Source organism: Paractinoplanes atraurantiacus (assembly GCF_900215205.1).
Taxonomy (GTDB): Bacteria; Actinomycetota; Actinomycetes; order Mycobacteriales; family Micromonosporaceae; genus Actinoplanes; species Actinoplanes atraurantiacus.
This window is the reverse complement of sequence record NZ_OBDY01000001.1, coordinates 38,187-59,273: the sequence shown is the minus strand read 5'-3', so window position 1 is coordinate 59,273 and position 21,087 is coordinate 38,187. Positions and strand designations below refer to the sequence as shown.

10 protein-coding genes are annotated in these 21,087 nt (G+C 71.0%); 6 read left to right on the top strand and 4 right to left on the bottom strand.

Annotation, left to right across the window (positions count from 1 at the left end; genetic code table 11):
- Positions 1 to 5 precede the first annotated feature (5 nt).
- The gene (locus tag CRP55_RS00230) at positions 6 to 980 is read left to right on the top strand and encodes an aldo/keto reductase (RefSeq protein ID WP_097317420.1); all 975 of its coding nucleotides are present in this window, start codon (positions 6 to 8) and stop codon (positions 978 to 980) included.
- Here CRP55_RS00230 and CRP55_RS00225 read toward each other — a convergent pair.
- A complete protein-coding gene (locus tag CRP55_RS00225) occupies positions 977 to 3,925 on the bottom strand; it encodes a S8 family serine peptidase (RefSeq protein WP_097317419.1) in 2,949 nt (982 codons plus the stop codon). The two genes, CRP55_RS00230 and CRP55_RS00225, sit on opposite strands and share 4 nt — an antisense overlap.
- An 82-nt stretch (positions 3,926 to 4,007) precedes the next feature.
- Positions 4,008 to 4,847, bottom strand: a complete 840-nt coding sequence (locus CRP55_RS00220; protein WP_097317418.1) for a class I SAM-dependent methyltransferase — start codon at positions 4,845 to 4,847, stop codon at positions 4,008 to 4,010.
- Between the two features lie 98 nt (positions 4,848 to 4,945).
- Between CRP55_RS00220 and CRP55_RS00215 the strand changes: the two genes are divergently transcribed.
- The 5 genes from CRP55_RS00215 to CRP55_RS00195 all read left to right on the top strand — a co-directional run bounded on the left by CRP55_RS00215 (position 4,946) and on the right by CRP55_RS00195 (position 15,802).
- Positions 4,946 to 7,888, top strand: coding sequence for an ATP-binding protein (locus CRP55_RS00215; protein ID WP_179854955.1), 2,943 nt, complete (start codon positions 4,946 to 4,948; stop codon positions 7,886 to 7,888).
- Between the two features lie 63 nt (positions 7,889 to 7,951).
- Complete coding sequence (locus CRP55_RS00210; RefSeq protein WP_143234346.1) at positions 7,952 to 9,937, top strand: carboxypeptidase-like regulatory domain-containing protein; 1,986 nt, start codon at positions 7,952 to 7,954, stop codon at positions 9,935 to 9,937.
- 5 nt (positions 9,938 to 9,942) lie between these two features.
- Positions 9,943 to 11,934, top strand: a complete 1,992-nt coding sequence (locus CRP55_RS00205; RefSeq protein ID WP_143234344.1) for a WD40 repeat domain-containing protein — start codon at positions 9,943 to 9,945, stop codon at positions 11,932 to 11,934.
- A 5-nt stretch (positions 11,935 to 11,939) separates the two neighbouring features.
- The gene (locus CRP55_RS00200) at positions 11,940 to 13,853 is read left to right on the top strand and encodes an NHL repeat-containing protein (RefSeq protein WP_097317414.1); all 1,914 of its coding nucleotides are present in this window, start codon (positions 11,940 to 11,942) and stop codon (positions 13,851 to 13,853) included.
- Positions 13,854 to 13,858: 5 nt separating this feature from the next.
- Positions 13,859 to 15,802, top strand: a complete 1,944-nt coding sequence (locus tag CRP55_RS00195) for a YncE family protein (RefSeq protein WP_143234343.1) — start codon at positions 13,859 to 13,861, stop codon at positions 15,800 to 15,802.
- Here the strand turns inward: CRP55_RS00195 and CRP55_RS00190 are convergent.
- Together CRP55_RS00190 and CRP55_RS00185 are read right to left on the bottom strand one after the other, a co-directional pair.
- On the bottom strand, positions 15,792 to 16,262 hold the full coding sequence (locus CRP55_RS00190) for an NUDIX hydrolase (RefSeq protein ID WP_438865741.1): 471 nt from the start codon (positions 16,260 to 16,262) through the stop codon (positions 15,792 to 15,794). The genes CRP55_RS00195 and CRP55_RS00190 overlap by 11 nt on opposite strands.
- 10 nt (positions 16,263 to 16,272) lie before the next feature.
- Positions 16,273 to 21,048, bottom strand: a complete 4,776-nt coding sequence (locus CRP55_RS00185) for an ExeM/NucH family extracellular endonuclease (RefSeq protein ID WP_245922704.1) — start codon at positions 21,046 to 21,048, stop codon at positions 16,273 to 16,275.
- Between the last annotated feature and the right edge of the window lie 39 nt (positions 21,049 to 21,087).

Here is a 21,087-nt window from a genome sequence, read left to right as displayed (position 1 = left end):
AGGGCATGCAGAAGCGAATTCTCGGCAACGGCCTCGAGGTCTCGGCGATCGGATTCGGCGCGATGGGGATGAGCCAGGGCTACGGCTCGTCCCCGGACCGGCCGGAGATGATCGCCCTGCTCCGGCAGGCGGTGGAGCGTGGTGTCACCCTCTTCGACACCGCCGAGGTCTACGGGCCGTACGTCAACGAGGAGCTGGTCGGCGAGGCCCTCGAACCGGTGCGCGACCAGGTCGTGATCGCCACCAAGTTCGGCTTCGCGATCGGCTCCGACGGCGTGGACAGCCGCCCGTCACACATCCGGGAGGTGGCCGAGGCGTCGCTGCGGCGGCTGCGGACCGACACGATCGACCTGTTCTACCAGCACCGGGTCGACCCGTCGGTGCCGATCGAGGACGTGGCGGGCGCGGTGGGAGAGCTCATCGCGGAGGGCAAGGTCCGGCATTTCGGCATGTCCGAGGCCTCGGCCGCGACGATCCGGCGGGCGCACGCGGTGCAGCCCGTGACCGCGCTCCAGAGTGAATATTCGCTGTGGTGGCGGCGGCCGGAGGTCGAGGTCTTCGACACGCTGGAGGAGCTGGGCATCGGCTTCGTCCCGTTCAGCCCGCTCGGCCGCGGCTTCCTGACCGGCAAGATCGACGCTTCCACCAGCTTCGACGCCTCGGACATGCGGCAGTCGCTGCCGCGTTTCTCGGCCGAGGCCCGCGACGCCAACCAGGCGCTGGTCGACCAGGTCGGCGCGATCGCCGCCGGCAAGGGCGCGACGCCCGCCCAGATCGCCCTGGCCTGGCTGCTCGCTCAGAAGCCGTGGATCGTCCCGATTCCCGGCACCCGGCGGCTGGAACGTCTCGAGGAGAACCTGGGCGGCGCCGACGTCGAGCTCACCCAGGGCGACCTCGCGGAGATCGAGGCCGCCCTGGCGAAGGTGGCGGTCGTGGGCGACCGCTACACCGAGAGCGCGGAACGCAAGACCAACCTCTAGCGGTCGCTGATCAGCAGGCCGGGCACGACGGTCCGGCCGGTGCGGAACTCCGTGTAGGCCCACCGCTGCACGTCCGGCTGCGGGCCGACCGGGGTCAGGGTGACCTGGCCGTTGCCGCCGCGCTCGACCTGCGCCGGCACGCTGATCGTGGCGTTGTGCTCCTCGGCGCGCTGCGGGACCACGGTCACGCCGATCTCATAAGGCACATCCGGGGTGTACGTCGATTGAGCGTGCACATAGGCGGTGTAGACCCCGGGCGGCGGGAAGAACCGCGCGACCCGCTCGTTGCTGTGCCAGAAGGCCCAGCTCCGCTCGACCAGCTTGCCGTCCTTGTAGAGGTACAGGTCGAGGTTGAGGTTCGGGTCGTCCGACGCGGTCTGCACGATCAGGCCGGCCGTCCCGCTCGGCACGACGATCTTCGTGCCCTGCGTTCCGACACCGCCGGGCGCGAAGGCGCCACCGCTGACGGTCGTGCTGAGCTGCTTCTTCGACCATTTCACCGGGGTATATCCGGTGGTGCGGCCGGTGAGCGGCCCGGTGAAGCCCGGCTCGAGGTAGCCCGAGCCCAGACCTGAGACCCGCCCGAACTCGATGCCGGTGTCGTCGTACGGCCGCGGGGTGAAGCCCCAGGGCCGGGCCGCGACGGTGACCCGCACCCGGTGGCCGTTCCCGCTCAGAACCAGCGATCCCGTGGTGTAGCGGTCCCACGTAGCGCTGCCCCGCGCGAGCGTGATCGTCACGGTCGCGGTCACTCCAGGCCGTACCGTGAAGGTCTTGGGGTTGACGGAAACGTCCATACCGGACAGACCCTCGACCCTTGCCCGATATGTCTCCGTGCGACCGCTGACATTCGTAAATTTCCGGATGATCCGCACCGGGTGCAGGCCGTCGTACTCGCGCAAGGCGATCGACGGCAGGTTGAGCTCCTTGCCGTCGGGCGCGGCGGCCGAGGCGAAGGCCGTCAGAGACTCGGCCGACGGCTCGACCACGAGGCCGGGGTCGGTGGCCCGCGCCGGGGTGGGCAGGCCCGAGCCCTGCTGGAGCGGGCTGCTGGTCGCCTTCGTATCGGCCGCGGTGGTGCGCAGCGCGGAGGCCACCGCCCCCGGCGACCATCCCGGGTGCTGAGCGCGCAGGATCGCGGCCATGCCGGCCACGTGCGGCGAGGCCATCGAGGTGCCGGAGTACGCGTCGAACAGCCGCCCGCCGGCCATCGGCGAGACCGCCGCGACGACGTCGACGCCGTCGGCCACCAGATCCGGCTTCTGCAGGCCGGTGTGCACCTGGTCCGGGCCGTACGAGGAGAGCCCGGCCACGCTCGGAAGACCGGCCACGCTCGACCCGTCGCCGCCGGTCACCAGGGACGCCGTGCCGTCGTCGCGGTGCGCCCACAGGTAGTTGAAGATCTGCCCGGCCTGCTCGGTGCTCCACAGGTAGACAGTGGGGAAGTCGTAGATGACGTTGAGCCGCGCGTTGCCGTTGGTCTGGAAGAGCACGACGCCGACGCCGCCCTTGGCCTTGACCTCCTGCACGGCCCCGGCCGCGCTGTCGAAGTCGCAGGCCACGATCTTGCCGGTGACCTTGGCCGCGTCGAGGCTGCCGCCGAGGCAGAACTGCGCGCCGTCCTCGACCGATCCGGCCCGGTCGGCGAAGACGATCGGGGTCCGGGCCCGGGACGGCAGCACGTCCATCGACGCGCCGACGATCTTCGTGCCGTCGCCGAGGCGTACGGTCGCCTCGTTGGCCCGCTCGACCGCGGCGCCGACGGTGGTCACCCACGGCTCGGCGTTGCTGATCATGCCGGACATGCCGTCGTTGCCGGCCGAGGCGGCCACGAAGACGCCGGCCAGATAGGCGTTGAGGAAGGCGTTCCCGATCGGGCTGTTCGCCTGGTAGTCGCCCATCGCGTTGCCGATGGAGTAGTTGATGACGTCGACGCCGTCGGCCACCGCGGCGTCGATCGCGGCGATGATGTCGGCGTCGGTGCCCGATCCGCCCCACAGTGCCTTGTAGACGGCGATCTGCGCGTCCGGCGCCACCCCGGAGATCTTTCCGAGGTCACGCCCGAGCACCATCGCGTGCGGGACGGGCAGGCCGGCGGCGGTCGAGGCGGTGTGCGTGCCGTGGCCCTGCATGTCGCGGGCCGAGAGCACCTCACCGTCGGGCAGGGCGCCGGCCATGGCGAGCCAGCCGTCGGCGAAGTACCGGGCCCCGACGATCTTGCCGTTGCACGCGGACGCCGGGAAGCCCTCGCCCACCTGGCAGGTGCCGTGCCAGCCCCGGGGCGCCTTCATGGTCGCCGCGAAGGACGCGCTCTCCGGCCAGATGCCGGTGTCGATCACTCCGACGACGACGCCGGAGCCTTTGGCCGGCGCGGGCGCCGGCTTCGCACTCGCCGCTCCCGCGACCGATTTGCCGGTCTTTTCGAAGGACGCGGCGTCGGCCTTGACGACCTGCGCCTTGCTGACGGCGGCCACCCGCGGGTCCTTGGCCAGCTCGGTCGCCTGCGCCCCGGTCAGCTTCGCCGTGAAACCGTTGAAGGCGGTCGTGTAGGTCTGCCGCGCGGTCACCCCGAGGTCGCCGAGCACGTCGCGCTGGGCCGCACCGAGGTGCTTGCGGTACTTCTCGGCCGCGGCCGAGTGCGGCTCGAGGTCCTGCCCGGCCGCCGGCTTGGTCGGGGCCAGACCATCGACCCCTCCGGCGTACGAGGTGACGGGCGCCTCCCGAAGGCGTACGACATATTGGCCGTCGGTGAGAGCGGTTTTCGCCGTGCCCGGACGGAACGCGGTGCCGCCGGTGAGCGCCGCCGGTGTCCGTCCGTCGCGCAGCAGGCCCAGGTCAGGCAGGGATGCGCCCGACCCGGCCGCCCGCGCGGGCCCACCGAGACCGGTCACGGTCAGGGTGAGCGAGAGAGTGAGCGCCGACAGCGCTCGAAGGCTCGTGGCCACGAGTCTCCTTCCTCAAGGAGCGAAGGGTGTTGATGTGGCCGACAGTCCACTCTGAACCGGTTAAGCCCCGATGCCTAGATCATTACGATTGCCTCACGCCGCTCACCACCACCATTTCGCACGGGCCGGTGAAGCCGTCCGGTCCTTCGAAGCCGCGCAGCTCTTGCTCGATCTCGGCCCAGGCCGCGTCCCGTTCGGCCGCCGACAGGGAGCCGAGCATCTGATGCAGCGCGCCGAACGACTCGCGCTCGAAGCGGACACACTCGGCCGCGCTCGCCAGGCGCAGCGGCGACGGCACCGCCTCGACCCGCACATCGTGGAAGCCGGCGTCGGTGAACAGCCGCTCGGCCACGCCCGGTCCGCCGAGGCTGAACGGCCCCGGCTGGCCGGGCTGCGGCGGCGGCAGCTGAGCGCGGCGCCGGATGATCCCGACCGGGACGGCGAAGAACCCGTTGCGCTCGGCGGTCGAGTAGACGACCGCCGCGAGCCGCCCGCCCGGGCGCAGCGCGGCGTGCATGCCGGCCAGCGCGGCCCGCTGGTCCGGGAAGTAGATGAGACCGACGCGCGAGATCACGGCGTCGTACGTGCCGGGCTCCACGTCGAGATGCTCACCGTCCATCTCGCGGGTCTCGACAGTGGCCAGTCCCAGCTTGGCGACGTATTGCAGCAGCGACGGCGAGATGTCGGTGGCGAGCACGTGACCGGTGGGCCCGGCCCGGCGCGCGGCGGCCGCGGTCTGCCCGCCGGCGCCGGCCGCGACATCAAGCACGCGGTCACCGGTGCCGATGGCGGCGGCGTCGAGCATCCGGTCGGTGGCGGCGCCGAGCCAGTCGTCGATGACCGGCCCCCACCGGTGCCAGGCCTCGGCGGCCTCCTCCCACTGCTGCCGGGTGGTGCTCTTGTAACGATCCGGATCGAACATGTCTGACCTCCCAGGTCTCCTCACCCTCTATGCGCCAGATCCGGTCGGATGTCCGCCAGAACCGGTCTGGCACCTTCCACAACAGCCAGAATGCGCTGGTGACGCCGTTCATCGGCCGCGGCGAGCCGCTGGCCCGGCTGCTGGCCGCCCACCGGGCCTGCCGCCGCGGTACCCACCCTCGCCGCGCGGAGTTGGCGCTGGTCACCGGCGAGGCCGGGATCGGCAAGACCGCGCTGCTGAGCCGTTTCACGGCCGAGGTGGGCCAGGTGCTGTGGGGCACCTGCTGGGACGACGAACGGGCCCCGGCCTGGTGGCCGTGGACGCAGGCCCTGAGCTCCCTGCCCACCAGCGACGATCCCCGGCTCGCGGCCGTCCGGGGCGGTCCGGCCCCACCGGCGTCCGACTCCCCGGCGGCCGTCTTCGCCGCGGTCAGCGCTCTGCTCGACGCCGAGGCCCGGTCCGGCCCGCCAGTGGTCGTCCTGGACGACCTCCAGTGGGCCGACCCGTCGTCGATAAGCCTGCTGCGGTTCCTGGCCCGGCAGGCGCGCGGCGGTCCGCTGTTGCTGATCGGCGCCTACCGCCCGGACGAGCTGCCCCCGGCCGCCGCCACCGAGCTGGCCGACCTGGCCACCGCGGCCGAGCCGATCGCTCTGACCGGGCTGTCACCGTCCGACGTGGCCGATCTCGTCCGTGCCGTCTCCGGCCCCGCCGCGGCCGCGCGCTGGGCGCCGGTGGTCCACGAACGCAGCGCCGGCCACCCGTTCTTCGCCCGCGAGCTGTGCCGCCTGCTGGAGTCCGGCGGCGCGCCCGACGACGTACCGGCCGCGGTCCGCGAGGCCATCGGCCGCCGCCTGGCCCGCCTCACCGCGGACTGTGCCCGCCTGCTGGACGCCGCCGCGGTGGCGGGCCCGGAGCTGCGCCCCGACGTCCTGGCCGACATGCTCGACGAGCCGCCGGCCGCAATCGGCGCGGCAACCGCCCACGCCGCCGCGGCCGGCGTGCTGACCGGGTCGCCGGCGAAATTCGCGCACGATCTCTATCGGGAGACGGTCTACGCGCGGATCGAGGTGGGGCGACGGGCCGAGCTGCACGAGCGGGCAGGGTGGGCCCTGCTGCGGCGGAAGGAGCGGGGTGGGCCGGTCTTCGCGGCCGAGTTGGCTCGGCACTTCGCGGTGGCGGTCGGGCGGTGCGAGGCCGGGCCGGCGGTGACCTGGGCGATCGCCGCCGCGGCGGAGGACGGCAGCCGTTATGCCTTTGCCGAGGCGGCCGGGCATCTGCGCCGGGCTCGGACGGCGGTCGACGGGGCCGGGTGCCGGCTGTCCGTCGGCGAGCGGGTGGGGCTGCTCACCGGCGAGGCCGAGATGCGGCTGCGGGCCGGTGAGACGGACGCGGCCCGGGAGCTGCTGGCCGAGGCCTGGACGCGGGCCGGCGGCGACGGTGATCTGCTCGGGCGGGTGGCGTTGGGACTGGACGCCATCGGGGCCCGGTTCGCCATGCCCCGCACCGAGCTCATCGCCGCCCTGGAGACCGCCCGGGCGGCGCTCGACGGGCGCGGGACACCGGCGGAGGCCCAGGTCACCGCGGCCCTGGCCCGGCAGCTTCAGCATTCGGTGCCGGGGGATCGGCCGCGGGCCGGACCGTACGCGGAGCGGGCCGTGCTCATCGCCCGGCGCCTCGGTGATCCGGCCACGCTGGCCGGTTGTCTGCTGGCCCGTCACGACACGCTGTGGACGCCGGGTACCGGGGGCGAGCGGGCCGGGATCGCCGCCGAGATCGCGCACGCGGCCCGGCAGGCCGGTGACGAGGAGCGGCATGCGCAGGCGCTGCTGCTCTCGGCCAACGCCCACCTGGAGAACGGCTCGGCCGCCTTCCGGGCCGCCTTCGCCGAGTACGCCTATGTGACCGAGCGGCTGCGCCAGCCCCGGCACGACTACTTCCTGCGCATCCGCCGGGCCGCGCTGGCCTTGCTCGACGGCGACCTGGACGGTGGCGAACGGCTGGTCGAGGAGGCGGCCGCGCTCGGTGAGGCGGTCGGTGACAGCGACACCGGCAACGTGCGGATGTCGCAGCGGCTCGAGGTCGTACGGGCCCGCGGCAACCCGGATGAGCTGCGCCGCACCGCCGACGAGGCGGTGCGGTGGTGGATCGGCGCGCCCGCGCACGCCCACGCGGTGGCCGCCGGTTTCCGGGCCCGGGCCGGCGATCTCGCGGGGGCGCGGCGGGAGGCCGACATCGTGCTCGCGCTGCCAGACTGGCGGGCCGACCGGTCCTACCTGTGGTCGGTATTCGCGGGTGAGCTGGCCGTGTCCGCGATCGCGCTGAACGACCGGCCGCTCTGTGAGCTGCTCCTGGCCGATCTGCTGCCGTTGGCCGGCTGCTGCGCGGTGAACGGGGCGCTGGTCTGTTTCATGGGCGCGCACGACCACCGGATCGGGCTGCTCCAGGCCGCGCTCGGCGACGTCGCGGCCGCCCGGCGGTCGCTGTCGGCGGCGTATGCCGTCCACACGCGACTCGGGGCCCGGCTCTGGGCCCGGGAGAGCAGCCGGGCGCTGCCGCCGGACGCGGCGCTGCGCCGGCGGGGTGACCTGTGGGAGCTGCACTACCAGGGTCACGACGCCGTGCTGCGCGACGCCAAGGGACTGCACGATCTGGCCGTGTTGCTGGGCCGGCCGGGCGCCGGCGTGCCCGCGGTGGAGCTGGCCGCGGCCGGGCGGCCCGTGGTCCACGACCGGATCGCCGAGGAGCCCGTGCTCGACCGGGCGGCCGTGACGGCGTACCGGAAAAGATTGGGTGAATCGGTCGATGATCAAGAGAAGCGGCAATTGGTCGCCGAGCTGCGCCGGGCGACCCGGCCCGGCGGCGGAGTGCGGCCGCTCGGGCCGGACAACGCCGAGCGTGCGCGTAAGGCGGTGACGGCCCGTATACGGGACGCGATCAAGAGGATCGAAGTGGTTCTGCCCGCCTTCGGCCGCCACCTCGACCGAACGGTCCACACCGGCCACCTGTGCCGGTACGAGCCGGACCGGTTCGGCCAATGTTGATCCACGAATAACGATCAAGTGCCTTACGCTGTCCCCGTTACATAGACCACGGGGGTCCTCAATATGTACAAACTTCGAGCCGCTTTGTCGGCCGCGGCGGTCGCCTGCACTGCCACCGTCAGCGTCGTGGCCGCGGGAGCCGGTCCCGCCGCCGCCGGTCCGCCCACTCTGAGCGACGGCGTCACCCTGCCGATCACCCAGGCGAGCACCATCGCCGTCGACCCGGTCCACAAGCGGGTGCTGGTCTCCGACAAGGAGGCCGGGAAGGTCCTCTGGCTTTCCTACTTCGGCGGCGTCCAGACCCAGATCAGCCAGGTGGAAGGCGTCGGCGGGATGGCATTCTCGCCCGACCGCTCGACGCTGTGGCTGACTCGGGATCACCAGGGCAAAGGCGAGATCCTCGCCTACGACACGGCGAACCCGACTCAGAAGCGCATCTATCCGATCAGCTACTCGAGCCAACTGAGCTCGATCGCGGCAGCCGGCGGCAAGGTGTGGTACGGCCTCGGCAACTACCTGTACGGGGGAGGTGACGTGCTCGGCGGCTTCGGTGTCCTCGACCCGAAGACCGAGGACACCGACTTCTTCCGTCTTCCGATCGCGATGCACGGCACGCCCCAGGTGATCGCCCCTCCGGACGACCCGGACACGCTGGTCGTCGCGGACGTCTCCAGCAACACGACGACCGGCGGCAACGTCGCCGTCTTCGACGTCTCCGGCGACGAGCCGGTCGTGAGGAGCACCGGCCGGTTCAGCCCCGGCCTCCTCAACGGCATCGAGGCGTACGGCTCCTCGCTGATCGGCTTCGGCTTCGGCTGCCCGATCTGGAAGGCGCCGTTCACCAAACCGGCCGAGCGGGCGACGGCCTACAACAACGGCATCTGCCGGCCGCAGTCGGTCGACGCCAACGTCGACGGCCGGGTCGCCTTCGGCTACAGCAACACCGACGGCACGCCGGATGTGTCGATCTCCCCGGCCGGCTCCGAGCTCGCGGCCGAGCAGTTCGTCGCCCCCGGCAACGAAGAGGTCACGCACGTCGCGTGGGAGCCGGGTGGCGACCGGCTGTTCGCCCTGAGCCGCACCGGGCAGCAGGTGAAGTTCTACCCGATCCACGGCTCCGAGCCGGTCCGCCCGGCCCTCACGATCAAGGCCCCGGTGGTGGCCAATCGCGGCGCCGCCCTGAACGTCACCGGCACCATCAATGTGCCCGGCGCCCTGGTCTCGCTCAGCCGCACCGACCTGTCCTCGCCGAACGGCACCGGCCCTCTCTGGGGGGCCGTGGCCGACGCCCAGGGCCGGTTCACCCTCACCGACAGCCCGCCGGCCGGTGGCACGGTCACCTACAAGGTCACCTATCAGGGCGATGACACGTACGCCCCGGCGTCGGCCACGGCGTCGGTCGAGGTCTCCCGCAACGCCACGTCGCTGGCGCTGAGCCCGAGCAACACCATCAACGCGTACGGGTCGACGGTCACCGTGACGGCCCGCCTCGGCAAGACCTACGCCAACCGGGCGGTGCAGATCTGGGCCGACCCGTACGGCACCGAGCCGCTGCGGTTGCTGCGCTGGACGAACGTGGACGCCAACGGCAACCTGACGTCTTCGCTGAAGCTGACCCGCACCACCGCGGTCCTGGTCAAGTTCCTGGGCGACGCCCAGTACGCCCCGGCCGCCGTGCGTACGGTGCTGAACACCCGGGCGTCGGTCGCCCTCCAGCCGTCGCGGCAGTACAAGGCGGCCAAGATCGGCACGGTGCCCTACCGCTACTACCACGCGAACGTGCACCCGTACTTCCTGACGACCATCAACCCGTACCCCGGTCGCAAGCAGCGGTTGACCTTGGAGACCTACACCGGCGGCACGTGGAAGGTCTGGCGCGTGCTCGACCTGCCCCTCAACGCCAAGGGCCAGTCGGCCTTCACGTTGACCGGAACCCACCCCGTGGGCGCCAAGTACCGGGTCCGCGCCGGCTATCTCACCACCACGTCCGGTGACTCGGTCAACTACACGAACTACAGCCCGTACTACTACTTCACCTTTACGAAGTGATGCCCATGCTGAAGATCCGAGCTGCCCTGACCGCCGTCGCGGTCGCCTGCAGCACCGTCCTCGCCGTCACCGCCGGCGCGAACCCCGCCGTGGCCGGCCCGCCCGCGCTCCAAGGCGGTGTCGTCCTTCCCATCGACGATGTGGCCGACATGGCCGTCGACCCGGTGCACAAGCGGGTCGTGCTCACCAGCACGACCAACGGCGATCTGCACTGGGTGAGCTACTTCGGTGGGGTGCAGAGCACCACCTCCTGGCTCCGGCCGGGCGTCACCGGTCTGGCCTTCTCACCCGACTACTCGACCCTGTACGTGGCGACGGCCTGGGGCGAGATCCTGGCCTTCGACGCGGCGACCCGCGCCGGCAAGGGCTCGTGGTACGTGGGCGGCAGCCTGCGGCCCCTCAGCGTCGCGGTGGCCGGCGGCAAGCTGTGGTTCGGCTACTCCACCGGCGACGGCACGTCGGCCGGTGGGTTCGGCACCCTCGACACGGCGACCGGAAAGGTGACGCTGCACGACGCGACGGTCGACGGCATCTCCTTCCACGGCGCCCCCGAGCTGAGCACGCCCGCCGGCGACCCGGACACCCTGGTCGTGGCCGACGAGTCCGACGTCGCCGAGACCAGCGGCAACGTGGCCGTCTACGACGTGTCCAGCGGCGTCGGCGTGGTGAAGGGCAAGGGCCGTTTCAGCGACGGCCTGCTCCGCGGCGTCGCGGCCAGCGCCGACGGCTCCTCCCTGATCGGCTTCGGCACCGGCTGCCCGATCTGGAAGGCCCCGAGCACGAACCCGGCCAAGCGCACGCCCGCCTTCAACAACGGCATCTGCCGGCCCTCGGCGGTGTCGGTCAACACCGACGGCCGCGTCGCCTTCGGATATCGCAACGCCGACGGCACGTCCGACATCGCGATCTCCCCGGCCGGCTCCGAGCTCCCGGCCGAGCAGTTCGTCGCCCCGAACAACGACGAGATCACGCATGTCGCCTGGGAGCCGGGCGGCGACCGGCTCTTCGCCCTGAGCCGCACCACCAAGCCGGGATACACCGACCTCACCTTCTGGCCGATCAACGGGTCGAAGCCGGTGTACCCGACGATCACGCTCGACGCCCCGGCGACGGGCGCTCTGGGCGTCGACCTGGAGATCACCGGCACGATCAGCGTGCCCGGCGCGCACGTCGAGCTCTTCGAGTCCAGCGCGGCCGCCCCCAAGCCGTTCCCGGTGGACAGCGCTGCCGCCGACGCCCAGGGCCGGTTCACCCTCACCCGCAAGCCGTACCTCGGCGGCACGACCACGTACACGGTCTTCTCCCCGGGCAACGACACCTACGCGCCGGTCTCGGCCTCGGCCACCGTCGAGATCGCCCGTAACCCGACGTCACTCGCGCTGAGCCACAACAACACCATTTACGCGTACGGCACGACGGTCACCGTGCTGGCCCACCTCGGCTCCACCTACTCCAACCGGTCGGTGCAGTTCTGGGCCGACCCGTACGGCACCGAGCCGGCCCGGCTGCTGCGCTGGACCAACGTGGACGCCAAGGGCAACCTCACCGCCTCGCTCAAGCTGACCCGCACCACGGCGATCCAGGTCAAGTTCCTCGGCGACGGCCGGAACGCCCCGGCCTCGGCCCGCTCGGTCATCAACACGCGGGCCGCCGTGGCCTTGCAGCCCTCCCGGCAGTACAAGGCGGCCAAGATCGGCACGGTGCCCTACCGCTTCTACCGCGCCAACGTGCACCCGTACTTCCTCACGACCATCACCCCGTACCCCGGTCGCAAGCAGCGTCTGACCTTGGAGACCTACACCGGCGGCACGTGGAAGGTCTGGCGCGTGCTCGACCTGCCCCTCAACGCCAAGGGCCAGTCGGCCTTCACGCTGACCGGAACCCACCCCGTGGGCGCCAAGTACCGGGTCCGCGCCGGCTACCTGACCACCACCTCGGGTGACTCGGTCAACTACACCAACTACAGCCCGTACTACTACTTCACCTTCACGAAGTGACGCGCATGCTCAAGATCCGAGCCACTCTGACCGCGGCGGCGGTCGCCTGCACCGCCGCCCTCTCCGTCGCCGGCCCGGCCGCGGCCGCCGGCCCGGTCACCCTCACCAACGGCGTCGACCTGCCGGTCGCCGGGGTGACCGACGTCGCCGTCGACCCGGTGCACAAGCGGGTGCTGGTCACCGACTTCAGCACCGGCACGCTGCACTCGCTGTCGTACTTCGGCGGCGCACAGCGGTCGGCGGCGATCGGCGCCGACTACGGGCTGGCGTTCTCGGCCGACTATTCGACCGTCTACGCCTCGTTCATGGGCGCACACCGGATCGGCGCCATCGACCCGGTGACCCTGGCCGTCGACCGCTTCTACGACCTGGACGAGCGGATCCAGCCGCGCTCGCTCGCGGTGGCCGGTGGCAAGATCTGGTTCTCGTACGAGGGTGGCATGGGCTCCCTCGACCCGGTGACCGGCAAGTCGGTGCTCTACGACCTCGACAACGAGGCGTGGGTCGAGACCAAGCTGGCCACCGCCCAGGGCACGCTGGTCGTCGCCAACGCGTGGCGCTACTCGGTGGGCAACGGCGACCTCTCCGTCTACGACGTGTCCAGCGGCGAGGCGGTCCTGAAGACCAAGAGCCGGTTCGGCGACGGCACGCTGCGCGACCTCGAGCTCACCCCGGACGGCTCCACGCTGATCGGCTTCGGCGACGGCTGCGCCATCTGGAAGGCGCCGGTCACCGACCCGGCGGCCAAGACCGTCACGAATGACAACGGCATCTGCCGGCCGCAGGCGGTCGACATCAACACCGACGGGCGGGTGGCGTTCGGTTACGGCAACCAGAGCACCACCGCCGACATCACGACCTCCTCGGGCGAGCAATTCACGCTCAACCGGCCCGACCACGTCTGGCGGGTCGCCTGGGAGCCCGGCGGCAACCGGCTCTTCGCCTTCGGCAACTCGGGCAAGGACTGGCGGTTCTGGCCGATCCACGGTTCCACCCCGCAGCCGGCGGTCATGACGGCGAGCATCCCGGCCACGGTCCTGCCCGGCGGCCTCGTGCAGATCAACGGCACGCTCGACAAGCCCGGCGTCGTCACGCTCACCCGCGACTACACGAACTCGCCGATCGAGAAGCAGCAGGTGGACCGGGTCACCGTCAAGGCGCCCGGCAAGTTCTACCTGTTCGACCACCCGCCGACCGACGGCCCGGTCACCTACACGGTCTCCTACGTCGGCACCGACACGATCGGGCCGGTGACCACCTCGGGGATCACCACGGTGGGCCTGCCCACCCCGTCCCTGACGCTGAGCCACAACAACACCATCAGCGCGTACGGGTCGACGGTCACCGTCACGGCCCATCTCGGCGCCACCTACACCAACCGGGCCGTGCAGATCTGGGCCGACCCGTACGGCACCGAGCCCGAGCGGCTGCTGCGCTGGACCAACGTGGACGCCAAGGGCAACCTGACCGCCTCACTGAAGCTGACCCGCACCACCGCGGTGCAGGTCAAGTTCACCGGCGACAAGCGGAACAAGGCGACCTCGGCCCGGTCGGTGCTCAACACCCGGGCCTCCGTCGCCTTGCAGCCCTCCCGGGAGTACAAGGCGGCCAAGATCGGCACGGTGCCCTACCGGTACTACCACGCGAACGTGCACCCGTACTTCCTGACGACCATCAACCCGTACCCCGGGCGCAAGCAGCGGTTGACCCTCGAGGTCGTCTCGGGCGGCACGTGGAAGGTGTGGCGCGTGCTCGACCTGCCGCTCAACACGGCCGGCCAGTCGGCCTTCACGCTGACCGGCACCCACCCGGTCGGCGCCAAGTACCGGGCCCGCGCCGGCTACCTGACCACCACCTCGGGTGACTCGGTCAACTACACGAACTACAGCCCGTACTACTACTTCACCTTCACGAAGTGATGGGGATGATGAAGCTTCGAGCTGCTCTGACGGCCGCGGCGGTCGCCTGCACGGCCGCCGTCTCCGTCGCCGCGCCGGCCGCCGCCGCGGCGGTGCCTACCGCACTCGGGCAAGGCGCCTATCTCCCGATCGCCGGAGTGGGCGGGATGGCCGTCGACCCGCTGCACAAGCGGGTCCTGGTCACCAACCCGTCGGCCAACTCGCTGCTCTCGCTGTCGTACTTCGGTGGGGTGCAGAAGTCCGTTCCGGCCGGGTGGAACGCCGGCGCGGTGACGCTCTCGCCCGACTATGCCACCGTCTACGTCGCGTCCCCGGACGAACACCAGATCACCGCCTTCGACGCGGCGACCCTGAGCCCCAAGCGCACTTACGAGCTGGGCCAGCAGGTTTGGCCGCGCCAGATCGCCGTTACCAGCGGCAAGGTCTGGATGGCGTACGACGGCGGCATGGGCTCCCTCGACCCGGCCACGGGTGAGACGACCCTGCACGACCTCGACAACGACGCCTGGGTCAATCCCCTGTTGCTCACTGCCCCAGGCGCACCGGGGACCCTGGTCCTCGCCAACGCCTGGCGCTACTCAGTGGGCAACGGTGACGTCCTCGTCTACGACGTGTCCAGCGGCGACGCGGTTCTGAAGACCAAGAGCCGGTTCGGCGACGGCACGCTGCGCGACGCCAAGCTCACCCCGGACGGCTCCACCCTGATCGGCTTCGGCAACGAGTGCCCGATCTGGAAGGCGCCGATCACCGACCCGGCCGCCAAGACCACCGCCTACGACAACGGCATCTGCCGTCCCCAGGCGATCGACATCAACACCGACGGGCGAGTCGCGTTCGGCTACGGCAACTACGACGGCACGGCCGACATCACCATTTCGCCGGCCGGCTCGCAGGCCGCGGCCGAGAAATTCACGGTCGACAATGACCAGGCGGTCTGGTGGACCGCCTGGGAGCCGGGCGGCAGCCGGCTCTTCGCCATCGGCAACGTCGGCGAGGACTGGCGGTTCCACGCGATCCACGGTTCCACGCCGGTCCGGAGCACCATCAGCCTCAGCGCCCCGGCCATCGCCGCGCCCGGAAGCGCCATCCAGTTCACCGGCAAGGTCAGCCAGCCCGGCGCCCGCGTCGAGCTCTACTGCGACTCGAACTCGCCGGGCGACAAGTTCCTGGTCGCCACGGCCACCGCCAACGCGTCCGGGCAGTTCACCCTGGTCGACAAGCGCCCCGAGACGTTCGTCTACGACTACACCGTCGTCTACGCCGGAACCGACTCGATCGCTCCGGCCTCGGCCTCGGCGAGCGTCACGGTGCAGAACACACCCGCGCTCACGCTGAGCCACAACAACACGGTCAACAACTACGGCGCGACGGTCACCCTGACCGCCCACCTCGGTACGACCTTCAACAACCGCGCGGTGCAGATCTGGGCCGACCCGTACGGCACCGAGCCGCAGCGGCTGCTGCGCTGGACCAACGTGGACGCCAAGGGCAACTTGACCGCCTCGCTGAAACTGACCCGCACCACCGCGGTGCTGGTCAAATTCACCGGAGACGCGAAGTACGGGCCGACCTCGGCCCGCTCCGTGCTCAACACGCGGGCCTCCGTCGCCCTTCAGCCGTCACGGCAGTACAAGGCGGCCAAGATCGGCACGGTGCCCTACCGCTACTACCACGCGAACGTGCACCCCTACTTCCTGACGACCATCAACCCGTACCCGGGCCGTAAGCAGCGTTTGACCCTCGAGGTCGTCTCGGGCGGCAAGTGGAAGGTCTGGCGCGTGCTCGACCTGCCCCTCAACACCAAGGGCCAGTCGGCCTTCACGCTGACCGGCACCCACCCGGTCGGCGCCAAGTACCGGGCCCGCGCCGGCTACCTGACCACCACCTCGGGTGACTCGGTCAACTACACGAACTACAGCCCGTACTACTACTTCACCTTCACGAAGTAGCGGCCCACGGGCCTTCAGGGTCGAGCCGCCGGAGCACCGCGAGGAGCTCCGGCGGCTCGACCCTTTCCGTTGTGGTGAGCAGCTCGCTCCAGGGCATCCAGGCGTGCCGGTCGAGGTCGGCCTGTTCGTAGTCCAGGAGGCCGTCCCGGCGTATCGCCGGCTCGTCGGTGGTGAAGGTGGCCAGGAACCATTGCTCCGGGCCGATGTAGCGGCGGCCCTTCCACGTGGTGTCGCGCTGGACGTCGAGACCGGGGCCGTCGACCTCCGCGGTCAGGCCGGTCTCCTCCAACAGCTCGCGCCGCGCGGTCTCGGCCGGCGTCTCACCGGGCTCGATGCCGCCGCCCGGTGGCTCCCACAGGTACGAGCCGTCGTGCGGGTCCCGCCAGCGCATCAAAAGGATCCGGCCGCCCGCGTCGACACAGACGACGCGAGCGGCCGGACGGAACGGCGCTATCTCCACACAGGGGACGTTACTTGGTGACCTTCACCGAGTAGGTCCTCGACACCGACGAGTTGCCCGCCTTGTCGGCCGCCCAGTAGGTGACCTTCAGGGTGCCCTTGGCGACGCCCTTGACCGGGATGCTCCAGACGATGCCCGCGCTGAGGGTGGTGTCCGTGAGCACCTTGGCCTTGGCCGTGGCCTGCGACTGCGACGCCGCCTTGACCCACTTGGCGCCGTCGAAGTAGTACCACTTGCCCGAGCGCTCCTGGACCAGCTTGGCCTGCACCTTGGCGATGCCGAGGCCGCGGTCGGCGGCCAGGCCGGAGACCTTCGTCCACGAGGACGCCCGGTCGGCGCGGAACGGCACGATCAGCGAGGCCGCCGGGGCGACGGTGTCGACCGTGACCTTGACCGAGCCGGCCGTCACCGCGGTGCCGGTGCCGGCCGCGTTCCACGGCGTGACCGTCACCTTGAAGGTGCCGCCCTTGGTGTAGGCGTGCTTCACGACCTCGCCCTTGGCGGAGACGGTGGTCGCGCCGCCGTCGCCCCACGCGACGACGAGCTTGGTCGCGCCGGTCACCGGGCCGACGGCGAGCGAGGCCGACTGGCCGGCCCAGATCGACGACGGCGTGAGCACGGCACGGCCCGAGGGCTGCGCCGACACCTTGACCGTGGGGGCGCCCATGAACGCGGCCGCGGCGCTGTTGCCCGCCTCGTCCGTGAGCGTCACCGACACCGTGTACGTGCCGGCCTTGGCGTACTTGTGCGCCGCGGTCGTCGTGCCCGCGGCCAGGGTCTCCGGCGTGCTGCCGTCACCCCAGTCCACCACCCGCTTGATCGCCGCGACGGCGCTGACGTCGTCGTTGAGGTCGACCTGGGTCAGCGTCGCCGACTGACCGGCCCAGAGGGCGACGGCCGCCCCGTTGAGAGCGAACTTGCCCGTGGGCGCCGTGCTGTCGAGAACGCCCGCGGTCGAGCGGGGCTTCGGGTCGGCGGTGATCGGCGTGTACTTGGCGAAGTAGTTGACCAGCATGGTGAGGTCGTTGTCGCCGGTGGTCACCTTGTTGTCGCCCTTGCCCAGGGTGGCGAAGTTGTCGCCGCCCGCGGCCAGGAACGAGTTGCTGGTGACGCGGTACTCGCCGTTCGGGTCGAGGGTGACGCCGTTGAGCTTCAGGCTCGAGGCGATGATCCGCGAGTTCTGCGGCCGGTTCACGTCGTAGGAGTAGGTGAGCCCCTTCGACGAGCCCAGGTGCAGCACCGGGCGGGACGCCCCGGCCGGCTGCCACTGCTCCTCCAGCACCTGCTTGATCTCGGCGCCGGTGAGGGTCTGGGTGACGACGTCGTTGGCGAACGGCTGGACCGAGAACGCGTTCGCGTACGTGACCGTGCCGTCCGTGCCGTACTTGAGGTCCGCCCGCAGGCCGCCCGGGTTCATGAAGGCGATCTGCGCGCCGCCCCGGCCGGGAGCGCTGGTCTGGTCGAGCTGGACGTCGGCGATGAAGTTGCCCAGCACCGACTCGGAGCCGCGGTCCTCGGCGCCGGCCGCCGTGTAGGCGCGGTTGATGTCCGCGGTGATCCTGCCGAGCGGCTGCTTGCCGAGTTCCTCGGCGGTCGCCTTGGCCTTGGTCACGATGTCGGCGACCGCGGCGTCGGCCGGATATCCGGTGACGTTGAGCAGCTCGGCCGTCGACTTGGTGACCGACTTGGTGGCCGGGTCGTAGGTCAGCACGGCCTTGCCGAGCTTGAGGCCGTAGTCCTCGGCCTGGATGACCGGACGGGTCCGGTCGGTGCCGGGAACCGGAACCTCGAAGGCGTACGGCTGGTGGGTGTGGCCGCTGAAGATGACGTCGATGTTCGCGTCGACCTTGGTGAAGTTCCCGAAGACCGGGTCGTTCTGCAGCGCCTCGGCCGAGCCGATGTTCGCGGTGGCCGCGCCCTCGTGGGCGAGCAGCACGAGCACGTCGGCCTCGCCGTTCGCCTCGTTGCCGTCGGAGAGCTGCTGGGCCAGGGTGTTCGCCTCGGCGACCGGGTCGTGGAACTCGACGCCGGCGATGCCGTCCGGGCTGACCAGCGACTTGGTCTGCTCGGTGACGACGCCGATGTAGCCGACCTTGACGCCGCCGACCGTCTGCACGCTGTAGCCGGGCAGGACCCGCTGACCGTCCTTGTAGACGTTCGCGGCCAGGTACGGGAAGTTGGCCCGGTCCTCGACGCGGCCCGTCAGGTCGGCCAGGCCCTTGTCGAACTCGTGGTTGCCGACGGCCGAGACGGCCAGGCCGCCGCTGTTCAACGCGTCGATCGTCGGGTTGTCGCCGTCGATCGCCGAGATGAAGGTGGACGCGCCGATGTTGTCACCGGCCGAGACCCACGCGGTGTTGGGGTTCTGCGCGCGCAGGGCGTTGACCATCCCGACGAGCTGGGCGGCACCGCCGTTGCCGGCGGTCGGCTGCTCGAGCCGTCCGTGGAAGTCGTTGACGCTGAGCAGCTGGAGGTCGACCGGGCCCTGCTTGGTCTTCAGGCCGATGACCACCGGGTCGTGGTCGCTGGCCCGGTACGGGTCCGGGGCGTAGAACGGCGCGTAGCCGTCGTACTCGTACGCGAAGGACTCACCCGAGTTGATGTTCCAGATGTCCACGCCGGTGACCCGCTTGGCCATCGCGCCCGTCGCGAGAGCGTGGTCGAGGGAGCCGGACTCGCCGCTGAAGACGTACGAGTTCTTGTCCGGGGCGAACGTGGAGTGCAGGTCGCTGTAGCCCGCGTCGTAGAGGGCCTGCATCGGGTCTTCCTGCGTGTACGCGTTGAAGTCGCCCAGCAGCAGCACCTCGTCGCTGCCGCTGGAGGTCTTCAGCCCGTCGACGAAGGTGGCCAGCGCCTTCGCCTGCCGCACCCGGTCGCCGTTGTACGCGCCCTGCCCGTCACCGGTGTCGACGTTGTCCCCGGTCGGCGTGACCGACGCGCTCTTGGACTTGAGGTGGTTGGCGACCACGGTGAAGGTCGCCGTGCCGGCGGTGAAGGTCTGCGCGATCGGCTCACGGGCGTTGGCCCACACCGTCTCGTCGCTCAGCGACTTCGACGCGCCCTTGGTCGCCACCTTGGCCGGCTTGAAGATGATGGCCGTGGTGATGAAGTCCTGCTCGGCCGCGCTCGGCAGCTCGGCCGGCGAGCGCACGTAGTCCCACGTGCCCACCCCGTCGACCTCGTTGAGCGCGCCGACCAGGGTCTTGAGCGCCACCTGGGGGTCGTTCGGCTCGAAGCGGACCGAGTTCTCGATCTCCATGAGCGCGACCACGTCGGCGTCGAGCGAGGTGATCGCCGAGACGATCTTGGACTGCTGCTTGGCCAGCGCCGCCGCGTCGGTGGCGCCGCGGGCCTCGCCACCGAAGTGGACGAAGTAGTTCAGCACGTTGAAGCTGGCGACCTTGATGTCGCCGCCGACGTTGGCCGGAGCGGTCGTACGCGGGTTGGTGTCCTTGAACGTGGTGCGCGCGGCCGCCGCGGTGTCCGCGTCGACCGGGGTGGTCGGCTGAAGGCGCCAGTCGTTGAGGCTGTAGCCGAGCACCGCCGGGCCGAACTTCTCGACGGTGTCACCGACCCGGACCGGGTCGTTCTTGGCCAGGTACGGCGGCGCGAGGCCGGCGCTCGACAGGTTGGTGCTCTTCCCGTCGTCGAGCAGGATGCGGGCGGCCTTGTTGGCCGCCTTCACCTTGGCGTTGGCGTCGGTGCCGGGCCGGGCGACGTCGGTCGGCACGCGAGCCGGCTTGTCACCGGCGGCCAGGATGACCTCGCCGTAGCGGTTGGTGTTGTAGACGTCGGAGACCGTGAAGGTGCCGACCGGGGCGACCAGCATGCCCTCGACCGACTCGCGGGCGGCGTCGTCCAGCGGCAGGCTCAGCGCGACCGGCGACGGCAGCGGCGCGTTGCTCGCGCAGACCTGCACGTCGGCCTTGGCCGCGGTGGTGAGCTCGGTCAGGCCGTTGAACTCGCTGAGCGTGCCGGTGACCCGCACCAGGTCGCCGACGGCGACAGTGGGGTGGATCGCGGTGTTGGTGGTGAAGTAGGCGAAGATCGCGTCGGAGGCCTTGTCCGCGGCGACCGGCCGGTCGCCGCCGCTGCCGGCCGTCTGGATGTAGACGCCGTTGTAGCCGCCCGTGCGGTGGTCGGCGGTCACGACACCCTCGACGGTGACCTTGCTGCCGGGCAGCGGGGTGGCCGCGCCGGCGCCCTGCACCTCGGCGATCGTGTTGGTGACGCCGGTGGTGCAGCCGGGCTGCGGCTCCTCCGGCTCTTCCGGCGTGGTCCCGTTCACCGCGCCGAAGGAACTCGCGGCGGGCGCCTGCCACTTGCCGTCGATCTTCTGCAGCGACTGGCCGACCGGTGTGGACGCGGTCTCGGCGACGCCGATGTCGACGCTGGTCTGTCCCGAGGCCGGACCGCCGGCGGCGGTCATCGTGCCCTCGTAGGAGAGGAACTCGGCGACCGAGCCGTCCGGCTTGACCAGGGCGACGCCGTCGGGGGCGCCGTTCTGGAGGCCGTCGGTGGGGTAGTTCTGCACGACCACGCCGGCCGCCGGAACGGCGCCGCTCAGCGTGGCGGTGTTGTACACAGCGTTGTTGGAGCCGTTGTAAAGGGCGAGCTGCCAGCCGCTCAGGTCGAATCCGGCCGGGGCCTGGATCTCGATCGCCTCGCCGCTGTCGGTGCCGACATTGTCGTAGTGGATCTCACTGATGTACGGCGTCGCGTCGGCGGCGACGGCCGGTCCGGCCATCGTCAGGCCGAGCGCGGTGACGAGGCCGGTCGCGGCCACGCTGCGTTTATATCGACGCATAGAGATTATTCCTCCGAT

What these genes read in the sequence shown, in the direction of transcription:
- CRP55_RS00205 (WP_143234344.1), top strand. Translation starts at nt 9,943, where the DNA reads ATGCTGAAGATCCGAGCTGCCCTGACCGCCGTCGCGGTCGCCTGCAGC.
- CRP55_RS00195 (WP_143234343.1), top strand. Translation starts at nt 13,859, where the DNA reads ATGATGAAGCTTCGAGCTGCTCTGACGGCCGCGGCGGTCGCCTGCACG.
- CRP55_RS00210 (WP_143234346.1), top strand. Translation starts at nt 7,952, where the DNA reads ATGTACAAACTTCGAGCCGCTTTGTCGGCCGCGGCGGTCGCCTGCACT.
- CRP55_RS00220 (WP_097317418.1), bottom strand. Translation starts at nt 4,847, where the DNA reads ATGTTCGATCCGGATCGTTACAAGAGCACCACCCGGCAGCAGTGGGAG.
- CRP55_RS00200 (WP_097317414.1), top strand. Translation starts at nt 11,940, where the DNA reads ATGCTCAAGATCCGAGCCACTCTGACCGCGGCGGCGGTCGCCTGCACC.
- CRP55_RS00230 (WP_097317420.1), top strand. Translation starts at nt 6, where the DNA reads ATGCAGAAGCGAATTCTCGGCAACGGCCTCGAGGTCTCGGCGATCGGA.